22 protein-coding genes are annotated in these 26,615 nt (G+C 39.5%); 12 read left to right on the top strand and 10 right to left on the bottom strand.

Annotated elements, in window-relative coordinates; genetic code table 11:
* Nucleotides 1-35: 35 nt before the first annotated feature.
* From DVR12_RS13190 to DVR12_RS13170, 5 genes are all read right to left on the bottom strand, one after another.
* On the bottom strand, nt 36-1,022 hold the full coding sequence (locus DVR12_RS13190; protein WP_116976136.1) for a TatD family hydrolase: 987 nt from the start codon (nt 1,020-1,022) through the stop codon (nt 36-38).
* Between the two features lie 19 nt (nt 1,023-1,041).
* Complete coding sequence (locus tag DVR12_RS13185; RefSeq protein ID WP_199417098.1) at nt 1,042-1,929, bottom strand: EboA domain-containing protein; 888 nt, start codon at nt 1,927-1,929, stop codon at nt 1,042-1,044.
* 421 nt (nt 1,930-2,350) lie between these two features.
* Nucleotides 2,351-3,850: an FG-GAP repeat domain-containing protein gene (locus DVR12_RS13180; RefSeq protein WP_116976135.1), complete on the bottom strand. Its 1,500-nt coding sequence runs from the start codon at nt 3,848-3,850 to the stop codon at nt 2,351-2,353.
* 111 nt (nt 3,851-3,961) lie between these two features.
* A complete protein-coding gene (locus DVR12_RS13175; RefSeq protein ID WP_116976134.1) occupies nt 3,962-5,734 on the bottom strand; it encodes a RagB/SusD family nutrient uptake outer membrane protein in 1,773 nt (590 codons plus the stop codon).
* 29 nt (nt 5,735-5,763) lie between these two features.
* Entirely contained in the window at nt 5,764-8,988 is a 3,225-nt protein-coding gene (locus DVR12_RS13170; protein WP_116976133.1) for a SusC/RagA family TonB-linked outer membrane protein, read from the bottom strand.
* Between the two features lie 990 nt (nt 8,989-9,978).
* Between DVR12_RS13170 and DVR12_RS13165 the strand changes: the two genes are divergently transcribed.
* Nucleotides 9,979-10,356, top strand: a complete 378-nt coding sequence (locus tag DVR12_RS13165) for a transmembrane 220 family protein (RefSeq protein ID WP_116976132.1) — start codon at nt 9,979-9,981, stop codon at nt 10,354-10,356.
* Nucleotides 10,357-10,582: 226 nt separating this feature from the next.
* On the opposite strand, the gene DVR12_RS13160 is transcribed toward DVR12_RS13165, so the two are convergent.
* Nucleotides 10,583-12,817 carry an alpha-L-rhamnosidase N-terminal domain-containing protein gene (locus tag DVR12_RS13160; protein WP_116976131.1) on the bottom strand — a complete coding sequence of 745 codons (2,235 nt, stop codon included), beginning with the start codon at nt 12,815-12,817 and terminating at the stop codon, nt 10,583-10,585.
* 100 nt (nt 12,818-12,917) lie between these two features.
* Between DVR12_RS13160 and DVR12_RS13155 the strand changes: the two genes are divergently transcribed.
* From DVR12_RS13155 to DVR12_RS13135, 5 genes are all read left to right on the top strand, one after another.
* The gene (locus DVR12_RS13155; RefSeq protein WP_116976130.1) at nt 12,918-13,427 is read left to right on the top strand and encodes a DinB family protein; all 510 of its coding nucleotides are present in this window, start codon (nt 12,918-12,920) and stop codon (nt 13,425-13,427) included.
* Between the two features lie 98 nt (nt 13,428-13,525).
* The gene (locus tag DVR12_RS13150) at nt 13,526-14,266 is read left to right on the top strand and encodes an SDR family NAD(P)-dependent oxidoreductase (RefSeq protein ID WP_116976129.1); all 741 of its coding nucleotides are present in this window, start codon (nt 13,526-13,528) and stop codon (nt 14,264-14,266) included.
* Nucleotides 14,267-14,477: 211 nt separating this feature from the next.
* Nucleotides 14,478-14,930: a MarR family winged helix-turn-helix transcriptional regulator gene (locus tag DVR12_RS13145; RefSeq protein WP_116976128.1), complete on the top strand. Its 453-nt coding sequence runs from the start codon at nt 14,478-14,480 to the stop codon at nt 14,928-14,930.
* Between the two features lie 52 nt (nt 14,931-14,982).
* Nucleotides 14,983-15,417 carry a DoxX family protein gene (locus DVR12_RS13140; RefSeq protein WP_116976127.1) on the top strand — a complete coding sequence of 145 codons (435 nt, stop codon included), beginning with the start codon at nt 14,983-14,985 and terminating at the stop codon, nt 15,415-15,417.
* Nucleotides 15,418-15,446: 29 nt separating this feature from the next.
* Nucleotides 15,447-16,034: a YceI family protein gene (locus DVR12_RS13135; protein WP_116976126.1), complete on the top strand. Its 588-nt coding sequence runs from the start codon at nt 15,447-15,449 to the stop codon at nt 16,032-16,034.
* A gap of 38 nt (nt 16,035-16,072) precedes the next feature.
* Here DVR12_RS13135 and DVR12_RS13130 read toward each other — a convergent pair whose 3' ends face one another.
* Nucleotides 16,073-17,323 carry a DEAD/DEAH box helicase gene (locus DVR12_RS13130; RefSeq protein WP_116976125.1) on the bottom strand — a complete coding sequence of 417 codons (1,251 nt, stop codon included), beginning with the start codon at nt 17,321-17,323 and terminating at the stop codon, nt 16,073-16,075.
* 89 nt (nt 17,324-17,412) lie between these two features.
* The gene (locus DVR12_RS13125; protein ID WP_116976124.1) at nt 17,413-17,937 is read right to left on the bottom strand and encodes a YceI family protein; all 525 of its coding nucleotides are present in this window, start codon (nt 17,935-17,937) and stop codon (nt 17,413-17,415) included.
* Between the two features lie 156 nt (nt 17,938-18,093).
* On the opposite strand from DVR12_RS13125, the gene DVR12_RS13120 reads away from it, so the two are divergent.
* The 4 genes from DVR12_RS13120 (at nt 18,094) to DVR12_RS13105 (ending at nt 21,859) form a co-directional block, all read left to right on the top strand.
* A complete protein-coding gene (locus tag DVR12_RS13120; RefSeq protein ID WP_116976123.1) occupies nt 18,094-18,843 on the top strand; it encodes a DUF4184 family protein in 750 nt (249 codons plus the stop codon).
* 41 nt (nt 18,844-18,884) lie between these two features.
* Complete coding sequence (locus DVR12_RS13115) at nt 18,885-19,481, top strand: hypothetical protein (RefSeq protein WP_116976122.1); 597 nt, start codon at nt 18,885-18,887, stop codon at nt 19,479-19,481.
* Between the two features lie 183 nt (nt 19,482-19,664).
* Complete coding sequence (locus tag DVR12_RS13110) at nt 19,665-20,756, top strand: acyltransferase family protein (protein WP_116976121.1); 1,092 nt, start codon at nt 19,665-19,667, stop codon at nt 20,754-20,756.
* 17 nt (nt 20,757-20,773) lie between these two features.
* Nucleotides 20,774-21,859 carry an acyltransferase family protein gene (locus DVR12_RS13105; protein WP_116976120.1) on the top strand — a complete coding sequence of 362 codons (1,086 nt, stop codon included), beginning with the start codon at nt 20,774-20,776 and terminating at the stop codon, nt 21,857-21,859.
* Here the strand turns inward: DVR12_RS13105 and DVR12_RS13100 are convergent.
* Nucleotides 21,856-22,758: an alpha/beta hydrolase gene (locus tag DVR12_RS13100; protein WP_116976119.1), complete on the bottom strand. Its 903-nt coding sequence runs from the start codon at nt 22,756-22,758 to the stop codon at nt 21,856-21,858. The two genes, DVR12_RS13105 and DVR12_RS13100, sit on opposite strands and share 4 nt — an antisense overlap.
* Nucleotides 22,759-22,906: 148 nt before the next feature.
* Here DVR12_RS13100 and DVR12_RS13095 point away from each other — a divergent pair, with 148 nt between their 5' ends.
* The gene (locus tag DVR12_RS13095) at nt 22,907-24,511 is read left to right on the top strand and encodes a Na+/H+ antiporter (RefSeq protein WP_116976118.1); all 1,605 of its coding nucleotides are present in this window, start codon (nt 22,907-22,909) and stop codon (nt 24,509-24,511) included.
* Between the two features lie 26 nt (nt 24,512-24,537).
* A complete protein-coding gene (locus tag DVR12_RS13090) occupies nt 24,538-24,975 on the top strand; it encodes a PepSY-like domain-containing protein (RefSeq protein WP_116976117.1) in 438 nt (145 codons plus the stop codon).
* On the opposite strand, the gene DVR12_RS13085 is transcribed toward DVR12_RS13090, so the two are convergent.
* A complete protein-coding gene (locus DVR12_RS13085) occupies nt 24,976-26,613 on the bottom strand; it encodes a hypothetical protein (protein WP_147323454.1) in 1,638 nt (545 codons plus the stop codon).
* Nucleotides 26,614-26,615 lie beyond the last annotated feature (2 nt).

The following is a 26,615-nucleotide window of genomic DNA, read 5'->3' as shown; positions in this document are numbered from 1 at the left end:
TGGTTTATTGCCAGCAGAAACGATACTGTCTGGCCTTACCGGATGATGGTCGTATTCTTATCAATTCGGGGCTGTTGTCCACCGCGCAAAATAGAACTACCATTAAATTTCTCGCTTTGATCAATGTTTTTTGCAAGATCAAAGTCTGCTTCGTCAATTTGTCCACTTTGTGCGAAGGCTTTTACAGCGTTGGCGTAAGTTACCAAATGAATGTCATTCAAGTCAATACCACTTTCGTGCATTAAGGCTGCGGTTTTAGGTACAGCGAGAGGATCGCTGATTCCCCAATCGGCGGCGGAGTTAACCATAATACGTTCACTACCATATTGTTTTACTACTTCCACCATTCTTTCATTTCCCATTTTGGTGAATGGATAAATGGTAAAAGCAGCCCAGAAACCCCGGTCCAGGACTTCTTTTACGGTTTCTTCGTTATTGTGATCTACAATTATCATGTGAGGCTCCAGACCATGCTCGAGGGCAATGTCCATACTTCTCTGGGTACCTTTTTTCTTATCGCGGTGCGGAGTATGGATCTGAACAGGTAATCCTGCCTCTTTTGCCAGTTCCAGCTGCGCGCGATAATATTTTTCTTCCAGGGCAGTTTGGTCATCAAATCCGATTTCACCAACACCCACTACTCCTTCTTTATAAATGAATTGAGGAAGAATTTCCATTACTGCTTCTGCTAATTTCTCGTTATTAGCTTCCTTGGAGTTTAATCCGATAGTGCAGTAGTGTTTAATTCCAAATTGGGAAGATCTGAACCTTTCCCAGCCCAGCAGACTGCTAAAGTAGTCACGGAATGAGTCGACGCCGGTTCTTGGCTGTCCTAACCAAAATGCCGGTTCAATAATCGCCACGATACCGGCATCAGCCATTGCCTGATAATCGTCGGTAGTTCTGGCAGTCATATGCACATGCGGATCGAAAAATCGCATGCCTTTGATTTTATCAAGAAAAGCCGGTGTATAAGTTAATGGCTGTAAATCTTTCTCCGTTAAATCATAGATTCCGCACATATCAATCTAATTTTTTGAGTTATTTAATTGTTTTTTCGGCGATGGAGTTCCAATTAATTTCACCATTGCGCACGGCATCTGCTAAATCGGCCGGAATAAGCTTTTTTGCAGGCTCAAATTTAGTCTGCGTGCAAACAATTGCTGCAGCTTCGCGTTCGGCGGGAACAACGGAACTTGCAATGCGTGCAATATCAGCAAGATTATCTTCTGTAATGAAATTGATAAGCACTCTCCATTGCATAGGATCTAAAGTTCTGCCGGCAGCCCAGCGTTCGTGGGCGAAATCAGTCAGAATATTAGCCAAAGCGGCATTAGCTCTGCGATCCAGACCTACTATCCTATGCAGCGGTTTATCAGTAAAGATAGCCTTCATTACCAGTTGGTTCCAGGCGGGTTCTGAAAGATAATTGGCGGGGAAGGGATTATTGAGCATAATTGCTTCCTGAACTATTCCAATATTTGATCTGATACCTTCGCTGGTTCTTGCTATCCATTCTTCCGGCCATGCCAGAAGAGGTAAGGCGCTATATAAAGCTGCGAGTTCATTCATCTCGGCAGCATTAAAGAGATTTTCAATTGCTGCAACATAATCATTTTTGTTGCTGGCAGGTAGTTGCAACAACCACCATACTCTAACAAGCCTGTCTAACGTCCATCCCTGTACGAAAAATTCAGGTACCAGTATACTTAGCTGATCCAGGTCTTCCGGTTGAACATTAATTGTTTCTTTTCCTACAAAACGTGGAATAGCGGTAAATGTCTGGTTGAACTGGGAGATGGCATTTGTAGTTTGCTGAACATCTCTGCGTTGCTGCAGCCAATTGCTGGCTTTTTCGCTACTGTTATATTGAATAATCCTATTAAGCAGTTTACTCACGCTATCCAAATCGTATACATATTCTGCCACTGATTCACTTTTTTTATATTATAGACTGATTACAGAATAAAATTACCGGTAATAATGGGATTTTTACTCATTTCAATTATTTTTTATGATAAAAGGTCAAAAAAGCGGGAAAAATGAATTGAATTTTGGTTGAACGTCAGGCAGGTGTACATAAAATAAAAGAGAGGCATCACTGCCTCTCCTTCCGCCATTCTAAAACCTGATTATGCATCAGGATATCTTGAATAACATAACACTTAAAAGTTATGTTAGTAGTTTAATATGTGGTTTGGCCAAATGATGAGGAAATACACAAATATGTGTAAATATTTCTCCATAAGCTATGACCTTCATTTTGTTCTTAGTGCAACCGATAGAATGCGGCCGTAAGATACGTATTTCTATTTTTATTCCAAATAAACAATTCAATTTTACACTATAGTTATTTTTTAGATTTATTCTCTAGTATTATAAAAGGCTGATATTCTTTCCAGTCAGGCTTATATTGATCGAGTATTAAAAATCCGGCTGCATAGTTTCCTAGTACTATATCCAAATCACCATCCTGATCATAGTCATTTACATCCATAGAAATCCATCTTCCTTCCTTTTCTATGGGGATTGCATGAACAGTAAAATCCAGTGACTTTTTACCTCCTTCAAAATAAAGAAACTTCTCTGATGGCAAGTTCTTAAAATCTGCAAAGAAAGCAATGGAAGCGATATCAATTTTTCCATCTCCATTAAAGTCGGCAGCTATTGCTTTAGTACAGCCATTTATCGGATAATGCCATGCCTGCTCAAATTTCCAGTTACCCTGATTTATATAGACGTAAATTCCATGGTAAGGTTTAAGCACCATGGAATAATCTGCATTATCGCCGGCGGTATAAAGGATATCGAGCTTTCCATCATTATTAAAATCTATCAACTGAAAGCTTGTAGATCCATAAAGCGGAGGGAATCTCAATAGATTTTTTGATATAAATCCATTCTTTTTATCATTTTCAAACAACCAGATTCCTTCATCCCCGGCTGCAAACAGCGCAATAATATCCGGATATCCATCATTGTTGAAATCTCCTACTTCGGCGTGTATAGCGCCTGGTACTTCCCAGATTGGCAATTGTTTCCAGGAGTGATCCGGTTGTTGTTGCAATTGATATAAGCCACCCTGATTATGTCCAAAGGCACAAACCAACAGATCATTTAATCCATCCTTATTAAAATCGGCCGTTAATGTAGCAACTGGTCTCTTCAAAAAGGCCATAATATCCTTTTGCTTGCTGCTGGTATCATCAGTATTTAAACTGGTGATAATACCTGCAGGAGCATCCAGGGCTCTCAGGTTACCAATTTCTGTAAGGATTGTATGTATGCTATTATCAGAGGTATCTATTTGATATTTAGCGGATACAGCAGGTGATGGCAATTGCCATGTATGTATGGGATTTAGCTGTTTATCCCACTTTGTTAAAGTATTGAGACCATCACTTGTTAGAATTGCGCCATTCGATGGATAAAAACTCACTAAAGTTGTTGCGGCTTTAAAAGTAGTATCCGTAAAATGAGGGGTTTTAAGCTCGAAATTTGCCCAATCGTGTTGCCAGGCCACGGGGTGCTTGGCAACAGGTAGTTTATCCGGTGCATTGGTTTTAAAATAATCTACAATCGTATTCCAATCTTCAATACTGATGCTGGAGGCTCCATCTCCTTTCATAGGTGGATAATATTTGGTTCCTGACCAGACTTTAATACCCAGGCGGAGTGCCATCGCAGGTAAAACATTATCGGTCCAGGTTTTCTTATCCAACATATCCGGAGTAACGGGTAAATGACATCCGGAACAATACTTATCGGCTAATACTTTTCCTTTTTCGGGTTGTTGGCAAGCGTTGAAACTAAGAAGCAACAGCCCCCATAAGCTGAGGTGACGCAACATGAATCAAATTATTTTCAGTAAGATAAGCAATGATTGATTTAGTAGCATGTCTCGAAAAAAAGGTTTCCCGCATAATGCAGGAAACCCTTTATGTTAGTGCTCGAATTATGACTAGTATCCCTGGTTTTGTGTAAGTACACGTTGTCCGTTTTTCAGCGTCAGATCCACCTGGCGTTGCGGAATCGGGAAGTATTCATTTCTCTTCTCTGTGAATATTGCACCAATTAAATCTGGTGTAATAGTACGCTCGTAAGCATAGTACTTATTCAGTACTGTTCCTGCAATTCCCCAACGGGAAAGATCAAAGAAACGATGACCTTCAGTAGCTAATTCGAGTTTGCGCTCGAACTGAATAGCCTTCATTGCAAAATCTTTACTTGGGAAATCAGAATACAACCCAATTTTATAGTTTGCAGCATATTCGGAAGTACTGAATGTTTTGGTAGCATCATTATACTTATGCAGCCATTCATCCGGATGATCCGCCATTCTGCCACGTACCTGATTTACCCATTTTAGGGCATCTGGTAAATGACCTGAATTGGCAGCAGCTTCTGCACCCATTAACAGTACATCTGCAAATCGAATCAGATTTACATTAATGGCCGAACCAGGAGCCCAGGAGTGGGCATCGTGATACAAATCCTGATTTTTCTGCCAGTAAACCATTTTCTTAGGAGAATAAGCTCCTCCATAACCCTGATCACGTTGCCATTTAGCACCCGGGTGATTACCCCAGTCGTGATATGGTAAACCGCGACGGCCAACAGTCCAGTCCAAACGTGGATCTATAAATCCTTTATCCGGAGTAAATGAGTCTTCACTGCTGGAATCCTTATCGGACTTAATAGCATGATCATTATAATCATCGAGGAATGGTAAACCATCGGCATCTACACGGTAAGAGTTTACCAGATCCTGTGATGGCTGAAAGAAACCACAGCAACCGAATGGACTAGGGTCGTACGGGAAATTCAGCATTTCACCTGAGTTGGCATTCGCAATAGTGTTGGTGCCATCGTTTGCAGTCATCTCAATAAAGAAAACTGCTTCCGGATTATTTCTCTTCGTAGCAGCATCGAAATTATCTTCGAACCTGTTTGGAAGTTTATAGGTTACACCTGCAGAAGTCTGTCCTGAATTAATTACAGTGTTGAACAGGTCATATGCTTCAGGATATTTCTTCTGATAGAGATAGGTCTTGGCCAGGTAAGCCTGAGCAGCAGATTTATTAGCTCTGGCAATATCACCACCCGAAAAATTAACCGGCAGGTTATCTACTGCGAATTTGAAATCAGCTTCGATGTTTGGCCAGATATCCTTATCATTAGCTACTCTTACATCTTCAGTAGCTTCAGTAATCCATGGTACATTATTGAACATTTTCTTCAGTTCAAAATAATAGTGACCACGCAGGAAACGTGCCTGGGCTTCAACGAGCTTACGCTCATCGGCCGACATATCAGTAGCCTGCCCCATTTTCAGCAAAGTAAGATTACAGCGGCTCACACCTTCGAATACTGCTTTCCATTTAGTATTAAAGAAAGAGTTGGCAGAAGTGTAAGTGCTTTTAGCGATTTCATTGATAGGCTCCTGATCACCGGCATTACTACCTTTGTGAGCATCACCGCCTACAACGCTTCCGTAAATCCAGTTGGTAGGAGCGGCTTCCCAGGGATTTCCTCCACCAAGAGCAGCACCATTACCCTGTCCGTCCAATGCTGCATAAGCACCCACAAGAAGGTAATTCACTCCATCTTTGTTTGCAACAATTTCTTCAGTAAGGAGCCCCTGAGGCGCGCGGTCCAGGAAGGACTTCTTACAAGCGGCAGAAGTTATCAGTGCCGCGCAGAGAATAATACCTGAATATCTTAAAGTTTTCATTTAATTCAATTTTAACAGTTCAACAAAAATCAGAAGCCCACATTTACACCAATCAAGTATTGGCGTTGGTTAGGATAAGCACCTTCATCAAGACCAAAATTCTGTGTACTACCAGTTACTTCAGGATCTATACCTGTATATTTGGTAATAGTGAACAGATTGGCAGCTTGTGCATACACTCTGAATTTTTGAATACCAACTCTTTTCAGGATATAGGGAGGAATAGTATATCCGATCTGCATATTTTTCAGACGCAGATAAGAACCATTTTCTACGAAATAAGAATTTGGTGCACCGGAAGTACTTGGAGAAGAAGCAACTTCCTGAATTGGAGCTGTTGCATTTTTATGATCCGGAGTCCATGAATCGTATAGAGCGGTTTTGCTCTTGGCACTTACGAAAGATGGATAAAAATCTGTCCACCATCTAACCTGGTTCCAGATTTTATTACCCTGAACACCATAAAAGAATACACTGAAATCGAAACGTTTGTATGTTAAGCCCAGGTTCAGACCATAAGTGAATTTAGGATTTGGATTACCTAAATAAGTACGGTCATCTGCATCTACCTTACCATCACCATTTACATCAGCATATTTAAAGCGGCCCATTCCGGCACCTGCCTGATATTCTTTAAGATCCGGGAATTTTGCTTTAGCAGCAGCATTTGCAGCATCTACTTCAGCCTGGCTATCCCAGAAGCCAATGATTTTGTAGCCATAGAATTCGCTGATCGACTGGCCCACAGCATTTCTGATAATAGGAGAACCAAAACGACGATTTTCCAGATCAAAATATGGAGCAGATTCAGAGATCGCCAGAATTTTGTTTTTATAAGAAGTGAAGGCACCGTTGGCAGTAAACTTCAGGTCTTTGGTGAGTTGTTTATTCACTGCAAACGAGAAATCCCAACCATTGTTCTTCATCCTTGCAACGTTGCTGTATGGAACGGTTGCAGCTCCGTAAACACCGGCTAATTCAGGGTTATAAAGGAGGTCTCTAACTTCTTTGTTATAGTAGTCTAGTGTAAATTCAAATATCCCTTTAAACAAAGTTGCATCGATACCTATGTTTGAGTTGATATTACTTTCCCATTTGGCACCAGGGTTACCGATCTGACGACGAATAAATCCTTTGGTGGTAGAAGTTCCTCCGTTGATGGCATAGAAAGAAGAGGTTCTGTCGAATCCATATGCAATAAATTTATTGCTTGGAGTTACGTTTAACTGGTTACCCATGATACCGTATCCAGCGCGGACTTTCAGATCACTGATCCAGCTGATAGGTTTCATAAATTCTTCCTGTGACATACGCCATGCAACGCTGACAGCAGGGAAGTTACCATACTGTTGGTCGGTACCGAACCTGCTGGAACCATCACGACGGATTAAAGCACCGAGGAGGTAGCGGTCTTTGTAGGAATAATCGACTCTGGCAAATAAAGAGAACAATCCATCATCTCCAAAGCTGCTACCGTTGGTAGGAGTACCTGTACCAGTTCCAAGATTGGTAAAGTTAGGATCAAAAGTGAAATAATCTGTTGTAGTACCTGTTAATGTACGGAAATGAGAATCATATGCTTCAGTACCTAACAATACTTTCAGATCATGTTTTTGGGAGAAGTTTTTATGATAGGTAAGTGTGTTTGTCCAGGTCCAGTCGTAACCGGTTCCTGTAGTTTCAGTGAATGAGTTGACGCTGTTATTTTCAGCATTTTCATATTCTGGTAAAGTGAAGCTGTTATTATCCAGATTATAAATTTCACCACCGAAGCTTGTGCGTACAGTGAAATTTTTCAGGAAGTCGGCTTCTGCATAAACGTTACCGAGTAAACGACTGGCCAGGGATTTAGTACGACCGAAACGATCCTGAATTGCAACAGGATTACGGGCGTTACCTAAGTCTTTACCACTGGAACCAGCATAGTTACCCATGATATCGTATACCGGAATAATAGTTAATTCACGGAACGCCATACCAATACCGCTACCTTCCTGGAGTATCCCGATTTGAGGGTTACTGATGATAGAATATTCCATGTTTTCACCAACTCTGATATGATCAGTTACATTGAAGCTGGTGTTAGCACGAACGGCATAACGTTTATTATAGGTATTTGTTAAAGTACCTTGTTGATTGAAGTAGTAGAAAGAGAAAAAATAGCTTCCGATATCACCACCACCGGCAACAGAAAGGTTATGGCTGGTGATAGGAGCGGGTTTGAATATTTCATGGAACCAATCGGTACCTTGTTTATTTGCTTTGGAAATACGATAGAAGTTTTTCAGGTCTCCAGCCGATTTGTAATTAGGGTTTACAAAATACAGATTAGGATTCACCTTAGGATCGCCTTCTTTCAGACCTTCAGGAGCAATATAATCAGGCAGTACAGGAGTCGTACCATTTCCATATTGAGCATCCTTGAATGGATTACCCGGAGAATTTTTAATAGCCATCCATTTCAGATCGGCTTGTTCCTGCGGATTTAACAGATTCCATACATTACCACCCTGAGGAACCTGGCGGCCATAGTAGGTATCGTAGTTTACCGTTACTTTACCAGTACCTCTTTTGGTAGTGATGATAATAACTCCGTTTGCAGCTCTCGCACCGTAGATAGATGCAGCACCAGCATCTTTCAGTACCTGCATGGTTTGCACATCATTAGGGTTTACATCTGCAAGGTTTGAGATAGCAACTCCATCTACAATGTACAGAGGTGTATTATTACCGAAGGTATTAACACCACGGATCTTCACCTGAGGTTCCTGTCCGGGTTGCCCGCTACCAAGTACGGTGATACCGGATACTTGTCCCTGCAATTGACTCGCGATTTGCGAGGTAGGTTGTTTGGTAATGTTTTCAACCTTTACAACAGCCACGGCACCAGTAAGATCCTTTTTCTTTTGGCTGGCATAACCAGTAACAACTACTTCTTCGAGAGAACCGATTTTTTCACTGAGTTGGACATTGAGTACACCTGGCTTTACAACTACTTCTTTAGGATCGTATCCTACGAATGAGAATACGAGAGTAGCTCCTGATTTTACATCCAGGGAGAAGTTACCGTTAGGATCGGTGGCAGTGCCTCTATTTGTACCTTTAATAGATACAGACACTCCTGGGAGTGGGTTGCCTGATGCTTTATCAGACACCTTTCCCGAAACATTAGCTTGCGCAAACACGCTACTATGGGCAAGTAGCAGTAAGAGACCGAATAGTGCGGCCAATGCGCGATTAAAATACTTCTTCATAACGTGAATAAGGGTAACGTTTTAAGAAAATTGTTAGAAAATAAGTAGCTACCATATTGATTTCAAATAGGTGACTACATTGCATACGTGTCCTGATCCCGCTAAAATCAATGCTTTTTAGCAAGTCAAGTATTTGAATACAGTTATACTGTATGTGAATTAAATTGGTAAAATGCTACTCGTTTATTCTTTGAGTATAGTTCTAATCATCGTCAGATATTAAGTATGATAAAATTCTACTTCGCTAATCAATAACTATTTATAAAATAAGGTGTCCTAACTATATAAAAGCAAAAGACAGATCCATCTCAAAAGTGCATACACCTCCCTATCCCGCTGAGAAATTATTTCAGCGAGTTAACAACACAAATGATTACCAGTGCGTAATGCGCATACTTCTCCCAGCAAGCGCTGAGCGCAGTTAGCAGCGGGTATTTAGTAATTGAAAAAAAAATTTATGTATTACTCCTTAGCGTAAAAAAAATGACGAGGTTTCAGTCGGCAACTTAGGTTCAGTTTTAGTCATTTTGAGATTGTGTTCTTTCTATTCTAATGCTCCTTTGAAATTGCTAATGAGTTACATAAAAAATTTGTGTTTGGTCAAACATTTAAGTCAAGTGATTAGTATAAAAGTCTAACAAACACTTTAAATCCTTACTCCATGAGGGTTTGGTTTAAAAGTTATTGATATGGATTTAAATAAAAAATAGTGAGAAACATAGTCTGGCAAACAAACAAAAAAACTCAATTTCAGATTTTGGTTCTCACGTGGAATTTTGATATAACTAATTTAGAACATTATTTCAGGTCATACAAGCAAGACATTAACAATTTTTTTAAAAATGACAAATTTACATGCTGTCATACCACTATTCCACACTCAAGGGATAAAAAAATATCAGAAAACGGACAAATAGTACAACCGTTAATCACTATTTCATTGAACTTTTGAAATTCTTTTATGTATGTTTAAGTCCTTAATTTTTCGACATGAAAGTATTTAATATCGTCTTTTGCTTTCTATTTGTTTTGTTTGCAGGCTTACAATACAATGATCCGGATCCATATGTTTGGGTGCCTATTTATCTTTATTCAGCTGTGCTTTGCGGATATGCTGCTGCCGGCAAATTCTATTTTAAAGCCTACTTGCTGGGAATAGCTGTATATCTTGTTTATGCATCCTATAAACTGGTAGATCAAAATGGAGTAATTGACTGGATCACACAACATAATGCAGAGAATCTTGCAGAAACAATGAAGGCTACTAAACCCTGGATTGAAGAAACAAGAGAGTTTTTCGGCTTGTTTATTTGTATTGGGGTATTAGCAATCAACTACTTCGTAGGTAAACGTAAATTAAAAGCATAAACTCGCGTTGCTCGTTTTTGTTTCTCGCAGAGAAGCAGAGATTAATATTAAGCAGCATAAGAATTGAAGCGAATGTTTTTTAAGAACTGCTGGCTGGTTTCCAATTATTACTGGAACTTAACTGTAGTCCTTAAATACATTCGCTTCAATCTTTATTGTCTTAAAAAATCCTTTGCCTCTTAATATTAATCTTTTGCTTCTCTGCGAGAAACAGCGAGCCAGCGAGCTACAACGATACCTCCTGTGGCCCGCCATGCAAGGTGATATCTTTGCCTCTCCAACGGAATTTACCAGTTACCCCAAAAGGCAAGCTAACCTTCCCTTTAACCCGGTTATTAGTGAATTGAAGATCTACCGAAATAGTACCACCATCGGGATGTGCCATAGTAGCTTTTACCTGTGGCTGTTTTCCCGGATCGGGAGCTATCAGCACAGTTTTAAAGCCATAGGAAGTTGATTGAATCCCTGCCGTAATCCCTAAAAGATAAAGATTGGCCAGGGCAACGGAGGATTTATAAAATGCCGGAAGCTTTTGTTCATACATTGCCAAAAACAATCTCAACTCTTCAGCATATTCATCAGTAACTCCACTTTCCTGCATAGCCTTAAAAATGAAATACTTCTCCCAGAAAGTTTCGTTGCTGCCAGCCTTTTCGTTCAACACCCGCTGCATCACATTTTTAACCTGCTTGGGAGGAACTGCCTGACCTAATACAGCTAAAGCGGTCGTAGACCGGCTAAAAGAAGATTTTCCTGGAGCATCGGCAAAGAGGGATTTACTTTGGTCATAGCATTGCTGATACAATTGCTCTCTTAATTTATCTGCAGTTTTAGAATAGGATAATGAATCAACCGGAGCATCACAATAACCGGCAATCTGAGCTGCCTGCCGAAGAGCATAAATATATTGATAAGTAAGTTTAGCCACCGGCACATCATTTCTGTATGGCATATTAGCAGTAGCCAGGCCTGTCTGAGGGTCCTGATTTTCTTCAAACCAATTCAATAATTGTTTAACGCCCGGATATAATTGTTTGGCAAAAACCTTATCATTTTTCAGCATTAAATAATCCTGAATAGAGCCAATCCATTGAAGGGAAGAAGACACAGAAATAATTCTATCGTCTGCCGGATAACGATCCCGGATTAAGCCTTCAGGAATACGAGATTGAGCTGCCTGCCAGATTGCCTGTTTCAATAATTGCAGATCCCCTGTAATTGCGGCAATTGCGAGTCCGTGTATTCTGGCTCCCTGAATATATTGTAATTGCTCGTTGTAGGCATCTTCAATCAGAAAATCCTGAGCTCCTGTAAAAGCAATTTGTTTAGCGACTTTCCACAAGGTATCCAGAGTTGCAGAAGCAGTAAAAGCCGATTTATCTGTCAGCTGTTGTTGGAGGTAGTTATTGGTGTAATCTATCAGTGTGAGCGGAGACTTACTTGTAGCGATATCCAGTCTTATGTATCTGAAAGTTCTGTATCCACTTGGTTGAAAAGTTCTTCGGGCTGCCCCATCCGGGCTAATATGATCCTGCAGCTTTGTACCACCGGAGTATTCAGGAATATAAGTAATGTTGATATCCGCATCCAATCCACCACTCAGCTGTAGTTCTGGCAGCCCTGTGGTTTGATAGCCTGCATCAAACAATAAACTTACTTTTTGTTTGGCCGGTATATTCAGAGGCTCCACACCTGCAAGAAATGATTTTCCTATTTCCAGGTTATGAGCATCTTTTACACCAATAAACCGTTGTTTTTCAAGTGTCAACGGATTTATGGTTCGGGGAGTAAGTAATCGCCAATCCAATGCAGATTTGCCTTGCAAAGCGATACTGGCGGTAGGTGTGGCTATTTCCCAATCCGTATCTTTATAGGAAGCCTGTTCCCAGCCCCAGGGGTGAAACTGGGCGGTGATGCTATCACCAGGAAAAGCGCCGTAGAAAGCTGATGATTTCACCGGCCATACATCAATCCCTTCATTTGTAGTTACTTTCCAGGGAGTGGAGCCTGTATTAATAATTGCGGCTTCTTTATCTGTATGCCCCTGAACCAGCAATCCCATTGCTTTGGTAAACTGGGCTCTTGGTTTATAGGGTCCATAATACAGCACCTCCACTGCCAGGGTATTTGATCCATATTTGAGCAGGGGGCCAATATCGATAGTTTCGTAATACCAGTTAGACAAATCAAATCTTGCAGGACCCATACCGGCTAGTTTTCCATTTACATAAAGCCGGTAATGATTATCGGCGGTACAATGGATAATGAAAGGTCCGGAATAGTTGGTGAGATCGAATTGTTTTCTGAAAAGGTATACCCCATAATCGGCAGATTGGGTGCTGCTCATAGTTACCCATTGAGCGTTCCAGTTTGCTGGAGACAGATCGGAATTCTGCGCATAAAGCGAGGAAGATATGCCAATCAAGGCAAGTAATAACTTGCATCGTTGCCAGTAGTTCATAGTATATGGTGGTTGTAGGACAAGACAAATATATTAAATATATCTATAAGATGAAAATTGATAACATTTCTTGTATATTCACCATCCAAATTTATCATGCATGAAAAAGGATGCTATTACCCCTGATCCCCAGTATTTCAAAAGATATATCAGTTTGGTTGCGGATGTAGACTTGCCAGTTGCATTAAACGATTCATTGGAAATGTTGCGGGCATTGGATATTGATACATTGGAGGCAAAGGGAGAATATGCATATGCACCAGGGAAATGGACGGTAAAGGATGTATTGCAGCATATGATAGATACGGAGCGGGTATTTGCATACAGGGCTCTGGTATTTGCGAGAAATGATCAGCAGAGGGTTCCGGCGATGGACCAGGAGGCGTATGCCAGCAATACAAGCACCAAACACAGAACAGTAAAAGATCTTATTGAGGAATATATAGCATTGCGTACTGCTTCAATTTATTTGTTTAATAGTTTCACCAACGAAGCCTTACTAAAAATTGGTATCAGTTGGAAGTATGAAGTATCTGTTTTAACATTAGGTTTTATGATAGTTGGCCACCAAATTCATCATCTAAACGTCCTTCGCGAAAATTACCTTTAAACGGGCCACTTACATTTTGGTTAGTAATTAACAATTACAGCCACTCTTCTCCTAATCAAGCCAGCAGCGTAGCTTTGCTGGCATAAAACAGTTATTTAATGAAACGATTAACCAACAAAATTGCCTTCGTAACCGGAGGCAGCAGAGGCATGGGCGCCGCTATTGTAAATCAATTAGCCCAGGATGGAGCCACTGTTGTATTTACTTATGTGAATGGGGCCAATGCAGCGAAGGAGCTCCAAACCAATCTGCAGACAAAAGGTTTGCAGGTAGAAACCAGGCAGGCCGATAGTGCAGATCCGGCGGCCATAGTAGCAGCAATTAACAGTGTAATCACAAAATACGGCCATATAGATATTTTGGTCAATAATGCAGGTATTGCCGTTATGAAGCCATTTGAAGATTACACCCTGGAAGATTACGAACAAACTATGGCTATTAATACCAGAGCTGTATTTTTGGCTACGCAGGCAGCTACACGCAATATGCCGGCCGGAGGAAGAGTAATTACTATAGGAAGCTGTATGGCCGATAGGGTTATTAGCGCAAATGGTACATTATATAGTATGAGCAAATCTGCTCTTACCGCCTTTAACAAAGGCCTGGCCAGAGACCTCGGAACAAAAGGTATTACTACCAATCTGGTGCAACCAGGACCAATTGATACAGATATGAATCCGGCTGATGGGCCGTATTCCGATCATCAACGGCAACATATTGCACTTGGACATTATGGTAAAGTAAAAGATGTTGCGGATTTAGTAGCCTTTTTAGCCGGACCGGAAAGTAGTTATATCAATGGTAGCGCCTTAACCATTGACGGAGGTATGACCAGTTGATTGTAGTAGGAGATAGCAGCGCGCACTATCTCTGATAATTATTAAAGTTCCTTGCTCAGCCTGTTTCTGCCAAATCGGAACAGGTTAATTTCAACACCCTCAATATCAATCATTTAATACAAACATCAAACTAAAACCTCAAAAAAAATTTGCCTAAACAAAAAATGTATATACCTTTGTTGTATAGACAACAATAGTAGATGTAATAATTATGAAACTGGAAGATGAATTAAAACAACCCAGGTTCAAGGACGAATACCAACGTGCCATGTTGAACATTATATTTAGCGGAAGCTGGCTGGAAATGCATTCAACGCAGATTCTGAAGCCATTCGATTTGTCGTCTCAACAATTCAATGTACTTAGAATACTGAGAGGAAGTCGTCCTCGTCCTTTAAATCTGCTGGATATTCAGGAAAGGATGATGGATAAAATGAGTAATGCTACAAGACTGGTGGAAAAACTTCGCCAGAAGGGATTACTTACAAGAGAGCAATGTGATTCTAACCGCAGAAAAGTAGAGATAGAAATCACAGATAAAGGAATGGAATTATTAGCGACGCTCGATCCTTTGATGGAAGAGCAACATCAGCTATTCGCGAATAAATTAACATCTGAAGAAGCAAAACAACTGAACGTTTTGCTGGATAAATTGCGCGACTAATTTTTTTGCCTCAATTCTTGTATATACAATTAAAGTACAAACTACAATCCTTATGTTTAAGAAACTATTACAAACCGACAATAACCTTGTATCCTTTATTATACGGGTAACAGTAGCTCTGGTAATTTTCCCGCACGGTGCTCAAAAGCTTTTCGGAGCATTTGGTGGTCATGGGTATAACGGTACCATGGCATATTTCACCTCCCAGGGAACTCCGGCTATTCTTGCATTCCTCGTGATCTTCACAGAAAGCATTGGCGCATTATTAATCCTCCTGGGATTTACCACCCGACTTTGGGCATTAATGCTTACAGCTGTTATGCTCGTTGCCACCAGTGTACATATCTCTAATGGTTTCTTTATGAACTGGGGTGGTACACAAGCCGGTGAAGGATTCGAATATCACCTGCTTGTAATTGGTATTTGTATAGCACTGATAATCAAAGGTGCCGGCCGCTGGTCTGTTGACCGCTCTTTAACTAAATAATTCACAACAAATATTATAACTAAACAATCATGAAAAAGAGTTTCTTTTTTACTGCCTTATTAGTATTAGCAAGCATCGCCTCATTTGCTCAGGTTAAATGGAATGCAGATCCGGCACATACCAGCGTTATCTTTGGAGTTAAGCACTTAGGCCTAAGTTTTGTTCAGGGCCACTTCAACAAGTTCAATGGTTCTATTGAAACAGCCGACAGCACTAATTTCCAGAATGCAAAAATCAACTTCACCGTTGACGTAACCAGCATTTCTACCGGTGTTGAGCAACGCGATAACCACCTGAAATCAGATGATTTCTTCAATGCTGCTGAGTATCCGAATATGACATTGAAAAGTGTATCATTCAAAAAGCTCTCTAACAACAAATATCTATTGTTAGCTGATCTTACCATCCGCAACACTACTAAACGTGTAGCCTTTGACGTTACCTATAACGGAGTTATTACTGATCCATGGGGTTTAAAGAGAGCAGGCTTTACAGCTAAAGCTTCTATCAATCGTTTCGACTATGGTATCAAGTATGCCGACAAACTTCCTTCTGGTGTAGATGCAGTTGCCCCAACTGTTGACATCACTGTAAACCTTGAAGCTGTTAAGCAATAAAAAATTATACAAAAAAGGCAGATCAGATCTGCCTTTTTTTATTTCTTCTTCTTTTTCTTCTTTTTAAGATCTTCCATTTCCTTGTTATGCTGGTCTAGCAATAGCTGCCAGTTATCATTCGGAATATCTTCGGAAAAGCTGATAGTTTCTCTATAGTCATCTTTATTGATTTTCATCTCAGAGATGTCTTTACCAATAAATTTCTGAATTTCTGCCAGCAGTGGTCTTTCCTCTTCACTACAGAAAGAAACTGCCTGTCCTTTTTGCACTCCGCGGCCGGTACGGCCAACACGGTGTACATAGTTTTCCGGGATATCTGGTAAATCGTAGTTGACCACATAATCTACATTCGGAATATCAATTCCCCTGGCATTAACGTCTGTAGTAATAAGCACTCTCGGATTACCTTCCTTAAAGTTGGCCATTACCTGCAACCTGTCTGTTTGTTCCTTCCCACCATGCATTGCCACGGCTTTAATGCCTACGCGATCCATTGCAGCTACCACTCTCTCTGCTCTAACTTTAGTGCGTACAAAAACCAGGATCTTACTTTCAGGAAATTCCTTAAGCAATCTTTCCAAAAAGAAACGTTTGTCATCCATCGCCACATAGGCAACGGCATGCGTAACATTTTTAGAAACCGGATCTTTAGGAGAAATCTGAATACGGATTGGATTATTAACGACTGAATAAGCCAGGTCTTTAATGTCTTTATTTAAAGTTGCGGAGAAAAACAAGGTTTGGTGTTCGCGGGGCAGGTGTTTATTAACATCTCTGATATCTCTTATGAAGCCCAAATCCAACATATGATCTGCTTCATCCAGTACCAATGTGCTTACTCTGCTAAGATCCAGGTTTCCCTGGTTCAACTGATCAAACATTCTTCCCGGGGTTGCGATTAATACATCCACTCCCTTTTCAAGCATTTTGATCTGCGGGCCCTGATCAACACCCCCTACCAGTGCAAGAATTACGAGATCCGTACGCTCAGCGATGGCCTGAAACACCTCCGCAATCTGGATAGCCAGCTCACGGGTTGGTACCATTACCAGGCATTTTACACCAAATCTTGGATGACGGGATCTTTGCTCCTGTTGTAACAGCCTATGCAGAATAGGAATGGCAAAAGCAGCTGTTTTACCAGTGCCGGTTTGGGCGATGGCCATTACATCATCCCCTTTCAGAATAGAAGGTATTGCTTTAAACTGAATATCAGTGGGCCTTTTAAACCCCATTTCTGCCAGGCTCTCTTTAATTTCAGGAGAGAGATTATATTGTTCGAACTTCATGCACTTCAATTGGAAAGCACAAAGATAACGAAAGCCTGGCTGTAATTCCCGCAAGGAGTGAATCTTATCCCCCTTGCGGGATATTATCATTATACTTTAACTAATTGAATTTCCATATTCAATTTCACCTCATCACTTAATACGATGCCGCCTGCTTCAGTAGTAGCATTCCACCTTAGGCCATAGTCTGCTCTATGCAAACGGCCTTTTAATGAAAAGCCTGCCTTCTGCTGACCATATGGATCTACCGTTACTCCGGCATGCAGAACATCTAATTCGATAGGATGAGTTTCACCCTTAATAGTCAGGTCGCCAAGCAGTTTGTACTGCTCTTCATCGATCTTTTTTACTTTTTTTGAAATGAAACGAATGCTGGGGTGATTGACAGCATCAAAAAAGTCGCCATTTCTTAAATGTTCATCCCTTTGTTTGTTCTGCGTATCGATGCTTTCAGCAGCAGCTTCAAAAGTAATGGTGGCATCATGAAAATCATCACTCTCCGATTGAATACTACCGGAAAACTTTGTGAAATATCCACTCACATTTGTGATCATCAGGTGTTTTACTTTGAATCCAATTTCGCTGTGTGATTCATCAATTATCCAATTAGTCATAAGTTCTTAATTTTTTCGTTTTCAAAGAATTACACTATAAATTTACGTGTTATCACATATAAATACATGGACAAATTGCCGAAAAGCTTGGACTAAATAACCTTTAACATTTCCTTAAGCCAGATGCCTTAATTTCGCAGATCAGATCCAATAAAGATGCCGTTTACAATATCACACGCAGCGATAGTATCTCCATTCAGTACGACTACCAATAAGTACCTTTCTGCAACAGGGTTGATAATTGGGAGTATGGTACCGGATTTTTTATACTTTATTTTTCTAAACCCTTACTTCAGTGCTGGTCATACCTGGTGGGGAATCTTTGTATATGACGTTCCCGTTGGTATTTTACTGGCTTATATTTATCATTATGGCTTCAAGCAGGCACTGAGTTATTATTTACCTTTTATCTGGGGGAAAAGATTATATCAATACAATTCATTCAAGTGGCATCAGTATTTTAAATCAAATTATTTAGTTGTAATATCTTCTATCATACTTGGTGTTTTTACACATTTTTTCCTGGATGCGTTTACACATGAAAAAGGATTCTTTGTTCAACTGCTACCCATACTCGAACGCACCAGCTATATACAGGGTCATCCAATTCAGAACTGGTACCTTATGCAATATCTTACCAGCATTATTGGGCTGCTGGTATTGTATTGGTACTACATGAAAATTCCAGGCACTCAGGATGCTGCTACCGCAAGTATTTCCGGTAAAATTATCTTCTGGGGATCTGCTACTCTAATAAGTGGAATTATTTTGTTGCTAAACGAATATTTTCACCCAATTCCATGCAAAGGGATGGACTATCTGGCCACTATCTTAGGTGGATTTTTCTACGGCCTGCTTATCAACATTCTTATCTTTCGCAAAAAAACCGCTATCAAAATATCATAGATTTAACAGTATCTTTATCTCATTAACTCCTTCCTATGCTAATGAAAAAAGCTGTTCTGTTACTCTTAAGCTGCTGTACCTATAGCATTGCCTCTTCACAACATCTCATGTATGCTATTGGATCTTCTTATTTTATAGATCATGCTAACCATTCAAAGGGCATTACCAGTAGTAGTATAGCTTTTTCGCCCCGTTACAATATAACAGAACATGATTACTACTCACTTTCAGTAGGTCTGCCAATTAATATAGGAGCCGTTATAGATCTTAGAAGTAGTGAAGACTCATATGATTATAATTATACTGACAAGATCAGAATGCTGATTGATGTTCCTGTTATCCTGAATTTTAATCTTGGGGCAATTTCTTCGGCGGAGAATACTCAGAAAGTCGGAGGATTTGTAGGAGCAGGAATGGCCTATCATCTGGGGCCTGTCACTAAAATCAGGAAGGGGCAGAATGGAATTGATGACTACAATCCTACTACCCAAGGCTCAGCAGGCCCGGTTATTAATGCAGGTATCAGACTTAATATCAGGCAGGCAGGTATAAATGGTTTGGAAATTAAAGGAACATACATGAAAAGTTATATTAACCAAACCGACGTTTATTCTATACAGTTATTATATGCGATGTAATGTTCTCTTTTGTGAATAAGTAAGAGAAGCCCAGCGACATTGTTAACCTACCCATAATATACTCAAATATTGATTTTCAATTTCAGTGCAAAAAAACAGACTGAAGTGAAATTACAGCGGGGCAAATTAACTTGGTACTTTAACAGGTTACAATCCTTTTCACCCTCGAACTAACGTCCCATTATGAAGAAACTTTTTAGTATTCAGGCTCTACGGGCTTTTGCTATTCTAATCATCCTCTATACTGGCACGCTTGATTTTGCAAAAACCTTTGGTAAATCCCATCAGCAGCAGCTATTTAGTTTTAGATATTTCGGATACATGGGGCTCGACATATTCATGGTAATTGCAGGATTTATGGCGGGATATGCATTCTATCAATATAATGGAAAGAAAGATGGATTGGAATTTTTAAAAAACCGTTTTCTAAGGGTAAATATTGTTTACTATGCTGGTGCGATCATTTATCTCGTATTAATCTGTTTTCTTCATCCACATTATCCCAAAGTAATGGTAACGGCTGGGTTAAGAGATATGCTCATACCATTAAGAATAATAGATCAGCAACAACAGTTTTTCCTGATGCTTGAAGACTCCTGGTCTTTTAGCTTTTTGTGGTACTTCTATTTATTATTTGCTGCTACTATTTTCTTTAAGATAGAAAAGAAGTTATTAGTGCTCGGAGTACTACTGATCATCCTTAGTATTATTGGCTTTTTTGTGACTCCATATTTTGATTTCAGATCTAAATTCTATACAAGCCCTATTATGCTGGAATTCCTGGCAGGTTTATTTGTATACTGGTTATATAGAGAGCAAAAGATCTCGAAAACAGTTGCAATAGTATTTGTAATACTAGCGATAGGTGCTTATATCTACAACCTGTTTTTAGGCAATAAGGATTTCTTTAAATCCAAGGGTGACCTTGATCAGATATTTGAGTTAAAGCGTGTACTAATGCTAGGATTGCCAGCCGTTTTACTGGTAGCCGGCAGTATTGTATTAGAGCAAAAAGGTATACTCTCCGGATTATGGAATAATAAGTTTTTACAATTAACTGGTAATGCTTCATTTTCGATATTTCTGATTTACCCCACAGTATTTTTCCTGATTACTATCAGTTATTTAAAGCTCGGAATATCTATTAATCCCGATTTACTGATTCTACTTCATTATCCAATAGCTTATGCAATAGGAATATTGTTTCATAAGAAGGTGGAACTTCCATTGTTATCATTCATTGAATTTAAGCCAAGGCTCTATGCCAATGCATAATCAATAATTTGTAAGAGATGAAAATTAATAGCATCCAGGTATTACGTGCCGTAGCTGTTATCCTGGTAACACATGCCCATTCCATCGATACCCAGATGGCGTTTTCCCGTGCTTTTCAGGACGATTTTTTCTATCTGCAAAATCTGGGGGCTATTGGTGTAGATTTATTCTTTGTGATTTCAGGTTTTATCATATGCTATGTAGCGAGTAAGTACCAGGGAGTAACAGATGGATTTGAGTTTCTTAAGAAGCGTTTTTTCCGTATCAATCCGGTATATTATGTAGCAAGTATATTGGCATTACTTGTAACCTTTCTTGTAATGCCAAGAGCTATAGACCAGGGGATGATGATTCGTGCCTACAATTCATTGGTTATACTTCCAATAATTCCAGCACAGGCAGCCTATCCTGTTCCTATCTTGAGCGTTGGATGGTCGTTGAGTTTTGAGTGGTTTTTCTATGTTCTTTTCTTCTGTACAATATTAATGGGATTAAAAAACAAAGTTCCGGTATTGGCTCTTATCATTATAAGCCTGGTTGTATTCGGAAGGTTATATCATCCAAATTCCTGGGTTGTTTTCTATACAAATCCATTATTGCTGGAGTTTATGTTTGGAACACTTGTATTTTGGATGTACAACCATGTTAAGCTTTCGAAAGGAGTATCATTATTATTAATAGTATTAGGAATTTCGGGTTATATTTTCAACATCTTCCATGATTTTGGAACACTTTCGGAGTTAAATGATATTTATACCGGTGTAGGAATGTTAGATCGGGTATTGTTATGGGGTGTTCCTAGTCTTTTCCTTTTTACGGGTTGTGTATTTATGGAGAAGGCAGGTGGATTTAATAAGATTTGGAATAACTCATTACTACTTTACTTAGGTAATGGTTCTTATTCGATTTATTTAGTTCATACAACTGTAAATCTAATATTGGCCACACAGTTATATGCCAGAGTTGGTTTCTTTTTAAATCCTGATTTAGCAGTTTTTGTACAGATGATTATAGGTATTATGGGAGGATTACTTTTCTATCAAAAGGTAGAGAAACCTGTAATAGCATATTTTCATCCTCCCATGCAAAAGCAAACAGCTTAGTCTGCTTTTCCAACAGTATTATCATTGGATTTAGGATACCAGCCACCACGTTTCATCCAATCTAGCATTGGGGTGATCCATTCTTCGGTTGGTTCCTGTAATACAAAACCATGGTTACCAGTAGGGTATAAGTGTAGTTCTGTAAGTATTCCTACTTTCACTAGATTCTGATAAAAGAGGATACTGTTATTAACGGTAACAATCGCATCATCATTTGCATGTGCGATATAAGCTGGTGGTGTGTTATTATTGATCCATTCTTCATTTGAGAAGAAGTCGACCTTTTCCTTTGAAGGATTAGGCCCTAATAAATTGAGTTTAGAATCTTCCTGGGCAAGACCTTTTTGCATACTGATTACGGGGTACATCAGTATCATAAAATCTGGTCTCAGATTCACTTTTTCGTTATTGGGAATAAAGTTTTTGAAGTTACGGGTACCAAGTGTGGCAACGAGATGACCACCTGCTGAATAACCAGCTACTCCGATTCTGTCTTTATCAATACCCCATTCCGTAGCATGAGTTCGTACCACCTTCATGGCTTGTTCTGCATCCTGAATAGGTCCAATACTTTTATCTCTCATCTTTGCATCTGAGGGTAGGCGATATTTAACAACTATCCCCATAACCCCTTTTTCTGCAAATGCTTTTGCCACATCCAAACCTTCTTCTTTAAATGCAAGGAAGCCATATGCTCCGCCTGGGAATATGACAATAGCAGTTCCGTTTGCTTTGCCTGCCGCCGGTTTAAAAATCGTTAATGTGGGAATATCTTCAGGTGCCAGTTTCCCAATACTATTCGGAATAGAATCGCTGTATAATGGGATTTCCTGTTGGGCATTTACTGATACCGCGGTTCCTAACATGGCAATTAATACCCCTAACTTTAATGCTTTCATGGTTTTTGTTTAATAAGCTGAAATGAGCCAATGAAAGTATAACACCCCGAAAATATTATTGTTTCAGAGATGGTAAGGACGTTTGCTTAACAAATGAATAACAAATCGACATAGCTCAACAATTCCCAGGAATCATTGTAATGATAATATGATTCACCAAAGCCTCTTACTAATCCTTTCGCTATTCTTTGCAATGGCGTTATTATACCTGCTTAGTCAGCGGCTGAAAATATCCTATCCCATATTTCTTGTAATAGGCGGATTAGCTATAGGCCTTGTTCCGGGGCTTCCCCGGGTTAGCATTACCCCCGATCTTGTTTTTCTGATTTTTCTTCCTCCATTATTATTTGATGCTGCCTGGTCGTCGAATTGGGATCAATTATGGAAATGGAGAAGATCCATTTTAACCTTGGGAATCGGGCTCGTACTAGTTACATCAGCTATTGTAGCACATTATGCAGTATTGTTAATTCCTGGATTTACCTTGGCCCTTGGCTACCTGTTAGGTGGCATTATTTCCCCTCCCGACGCTGTTGCTGCCACCTCTGTATTAAAAGGTAGTTCGGTTCCCAAAAGAGGTCTGGCTATTCTCGAAGGTGAAAGCCTGGTCAACGATGCAGTATCACTTACTGTTTTCAGATTTGCCATTGCTGCAATTATCACGGGGAAATTCGTGGTACAGGATGCACTTATTCAATTCTTCGAACTGGCAGTAATGGGAATTTTTGTTGGATTACTTATAGGTCATTTCCTTTATCTCGTTATCAGATATTGGGTAAAGTCATCGAGCATTACCACTCCCATAACACTAATAGCCCCTTACCTGATGTATATGACTGCGGAGGAATTTAACTGGTCGGGAGTCCTGGCAGTTGTAAGCGGGGGATTATTTCTTTCATTCCGATCCAGCGATTACCTTAATTATGAAACCAGGCTACAAACAAAAGAGGTCTGGCAAACCATCACCTTTTTGCTGAATGGATTTGTATTTATCCTGATCGGACTTGAATTGCCTACTATTGTTTCTGGTATCAATGGTTATACCCCCTCCCTGGTGGTTACTTATGCCTTGCTAATTTCTGCTCTTATTATTGTGATCAGAATTGTTATGGTATACCTGGGTGCTTTTATTCCACGCCTGTTAAGCAAGAAAATCAGGGCAGAAGAAACCCACCCGGGCTATAAACTCCCTTTCATTGTAGGATGGGCAGGAATGCGTGGTGTAGTCTCTCTGGCTTCCGCACTAGCCATACCTCTTACTGTGCATTCAGGAGAAAATTTTCCTGAAAGGAATCTGATCATTTTCATCACCTTCGTTGTTATACTGGTCACATTAGTATTTCAGGGGCTTACACTTCCTTTGTTTATTAAGTGGCTGAAAGTTGAAGAAGTAGACCCTTCTGTACCTCCGGACGAGCAAATTGCTGCTATAAGATTATTACTTAGTAAACAGTCTATCGAGTATCTGGACACCCATTATGCTGAGGAAATGATGAAATATAGCAATATTGCCGGTATAAGAGAGCAATATTTGTTAACTGTAACAGTATTGGAAAATTCAATTCAAGATAAAACAAAGGCTCCGGCAATTAAGAACGCGAGGAAATTGTATAAAAAAATAATGTTGGAAATTCTTAATCTACGCCGACAAAGTTTGCGTACTATGAGGGCAGAGAAAAAGTATGACGATGAAGTATTTAAATTCCTTGAAAGCAACCTCGACCTTGAAGAAGCCCGATTATACAGATCCTGATTCTAAATTCTTTAAATAGTATTGTTATGAAATACCTCTATATCCTGATTATTTGTATCTGTTGCGCTTTCACTTCATTTAGTCAATCGCGGGGAAGTGACGTACCTTCCCTTGTTATGAAGGGCTATAAAACCAATTTCCCCGAAGCAACAAAAACACAATGGGAAAGAAAAGGACATATTTATCAGGCCGAATTTGAAGTCAGCAAAATAGAGTATAAAGCTCATTTTGATGAAACCGGTCGATTGATAGTTTTTAAAAAAGCTATTCCCGTATCTGATCTGCCATCTCCGGTTTTAAGAACAATCAGAAAACAATACAAAGGATTTAAAATCGGGAATGTCGAAAAAATTCAAAGAGATGGAAAATATCTTTACCAGGTAGAATTAGACGGAAACCCAAATGATGAAAAACTTATTTTTACCCCTGATGGCAAAATCGCAAGCCAGGAAACTTACTGGTAATTATTTTTTCAGAGGAATTTTGAATCTGAATAGCAACTCAACACGCATATTAGATTTTAACAGCTGGCCAACCGAATCTTTTGCCTGACGGTAAGCAGGGATAGCCATTCTTATTCCGCCTTGCCAGCGGGGTGCATTGTAATAAATTTCCCCAATCGCATTTCCCTGAAGTTGACCTATATGTTTCCATAACGCCGATTTCTCACTTCGTGAAGTAATGACCCTTGGTGATAAAGAATCTTTAATTGCACTGACTCTTATGTTGGTATTTTGAGCCACATATAATTCTGCTCCGGCGGTTGCCCACCAATTGTTAACAATTTTATGATGATAGGAAGCTGAAATACTATACCCGAAAGTTTTACTAAGCATGTAAATATCCAATGTTCCACCACTGCTAGACATACCCCCATCAACTTTATCATAAATAATATCATTATACAATTGAAAGTCCATTGGCTTAATATCCAGGCTCCAACCACTTTTAGGTTTTAAATAGATTAACCTTACCGCCGGTACAAAATACCGATAGAATTGTTTATCACCATTTGGGTTTATGGTATAGTAGGAATTTCCGATAGAAGAAAGTAAATAATTCCATTGTAACTGTAATTCTAACCCTCCTGGCGGATTAGTTTTTTTCCCGGTAATTCCTCTATTATTGATTGCCATCGGAGTGTTCAATAATTTAGAGATATTGCTATTTAATGGCAGTGATAAAATCTCCAGTTTATTATTTTCCACTGATACATTTTTCTGATCTTCAGCGTTTATATGCTTTTCACTAAAGGCAGCATTCTGGCCAGCTGTTTCTGTTCTTCCATTTTCTTTTTGAATTATGTTGATTTCCTGTTTTGGGTTGATGAGCTGTTTGTTGTTTTGTGTTCCTTTACCGGATTCCACTTTGGGTTGTGGATTATTCTTAGCTGAAATAATATTACCTGATTTTTTTAAAATTGATTTTATTGAAGTAACAGGTGTTTTGTTTTCTCTCCCTTTAATCGATTCTTCACCTGGTTGAGTATCATTATTAACCAGAAGCTCACCATTTGAATTTGCCATGTATTTTTTCCCCTTACTGACTTCCTGATTGAGTTGAAAGTTATTTCCGGCAGTTTGATTATTGTCTGAATTTGACGTACTTAGTTTTGCTTTTTGAGATTGCCGAGCGAATTGCAAGTCGTTCCGCGGTGCATGATCATTGTCTGAATCAGATATTAATGATTTCTCTATATTAAACTTCTGAATGAATGGTGAATCATTCCTCGTTTCATGATCATTGTAAGAATTTGATATGTATTGTTTCTCTTTGTTTGATCCCTGAATGAATTGCGAATCATTTTTCGCCTCCCGATAGTTGTCTGGATTTGAATTAGATTTTGAATAAGTAGAATCTTTAATCCCGGATTGCTTATCTGTATTGGAAGATGAATGGTGTAAAAATAATACCAGTGTAGCAATCACTAAAAGTGATGCTATTCCTAAAAGCACTTTACCCATTGAATATTTTCCACTCCTGTGAACTGGTATCTTAGCATCCAATAAAGGTTGCATCAATCTCCACCCTTCATCAGCAGAGGGAATATTAATTGGTAATTGCTCATCAGGCAAGTCATTATGTGAATTATACTCACTCACTG

It is taken from the genome of Chitinophaga silvatica, from assembly GCF_003419895.1.
GTDB lineage: Bacteria > Bacteroidota > Bacteroidia > Chitinophagales > Chitinophagaceae > Chitinophaga > Chitinophaga silvatica.
The sequence above is the reverse complement of the archived record's forward strand: the minus strand, read 5'-3'. Positions and strand labels throughout refer to the sequence as shown.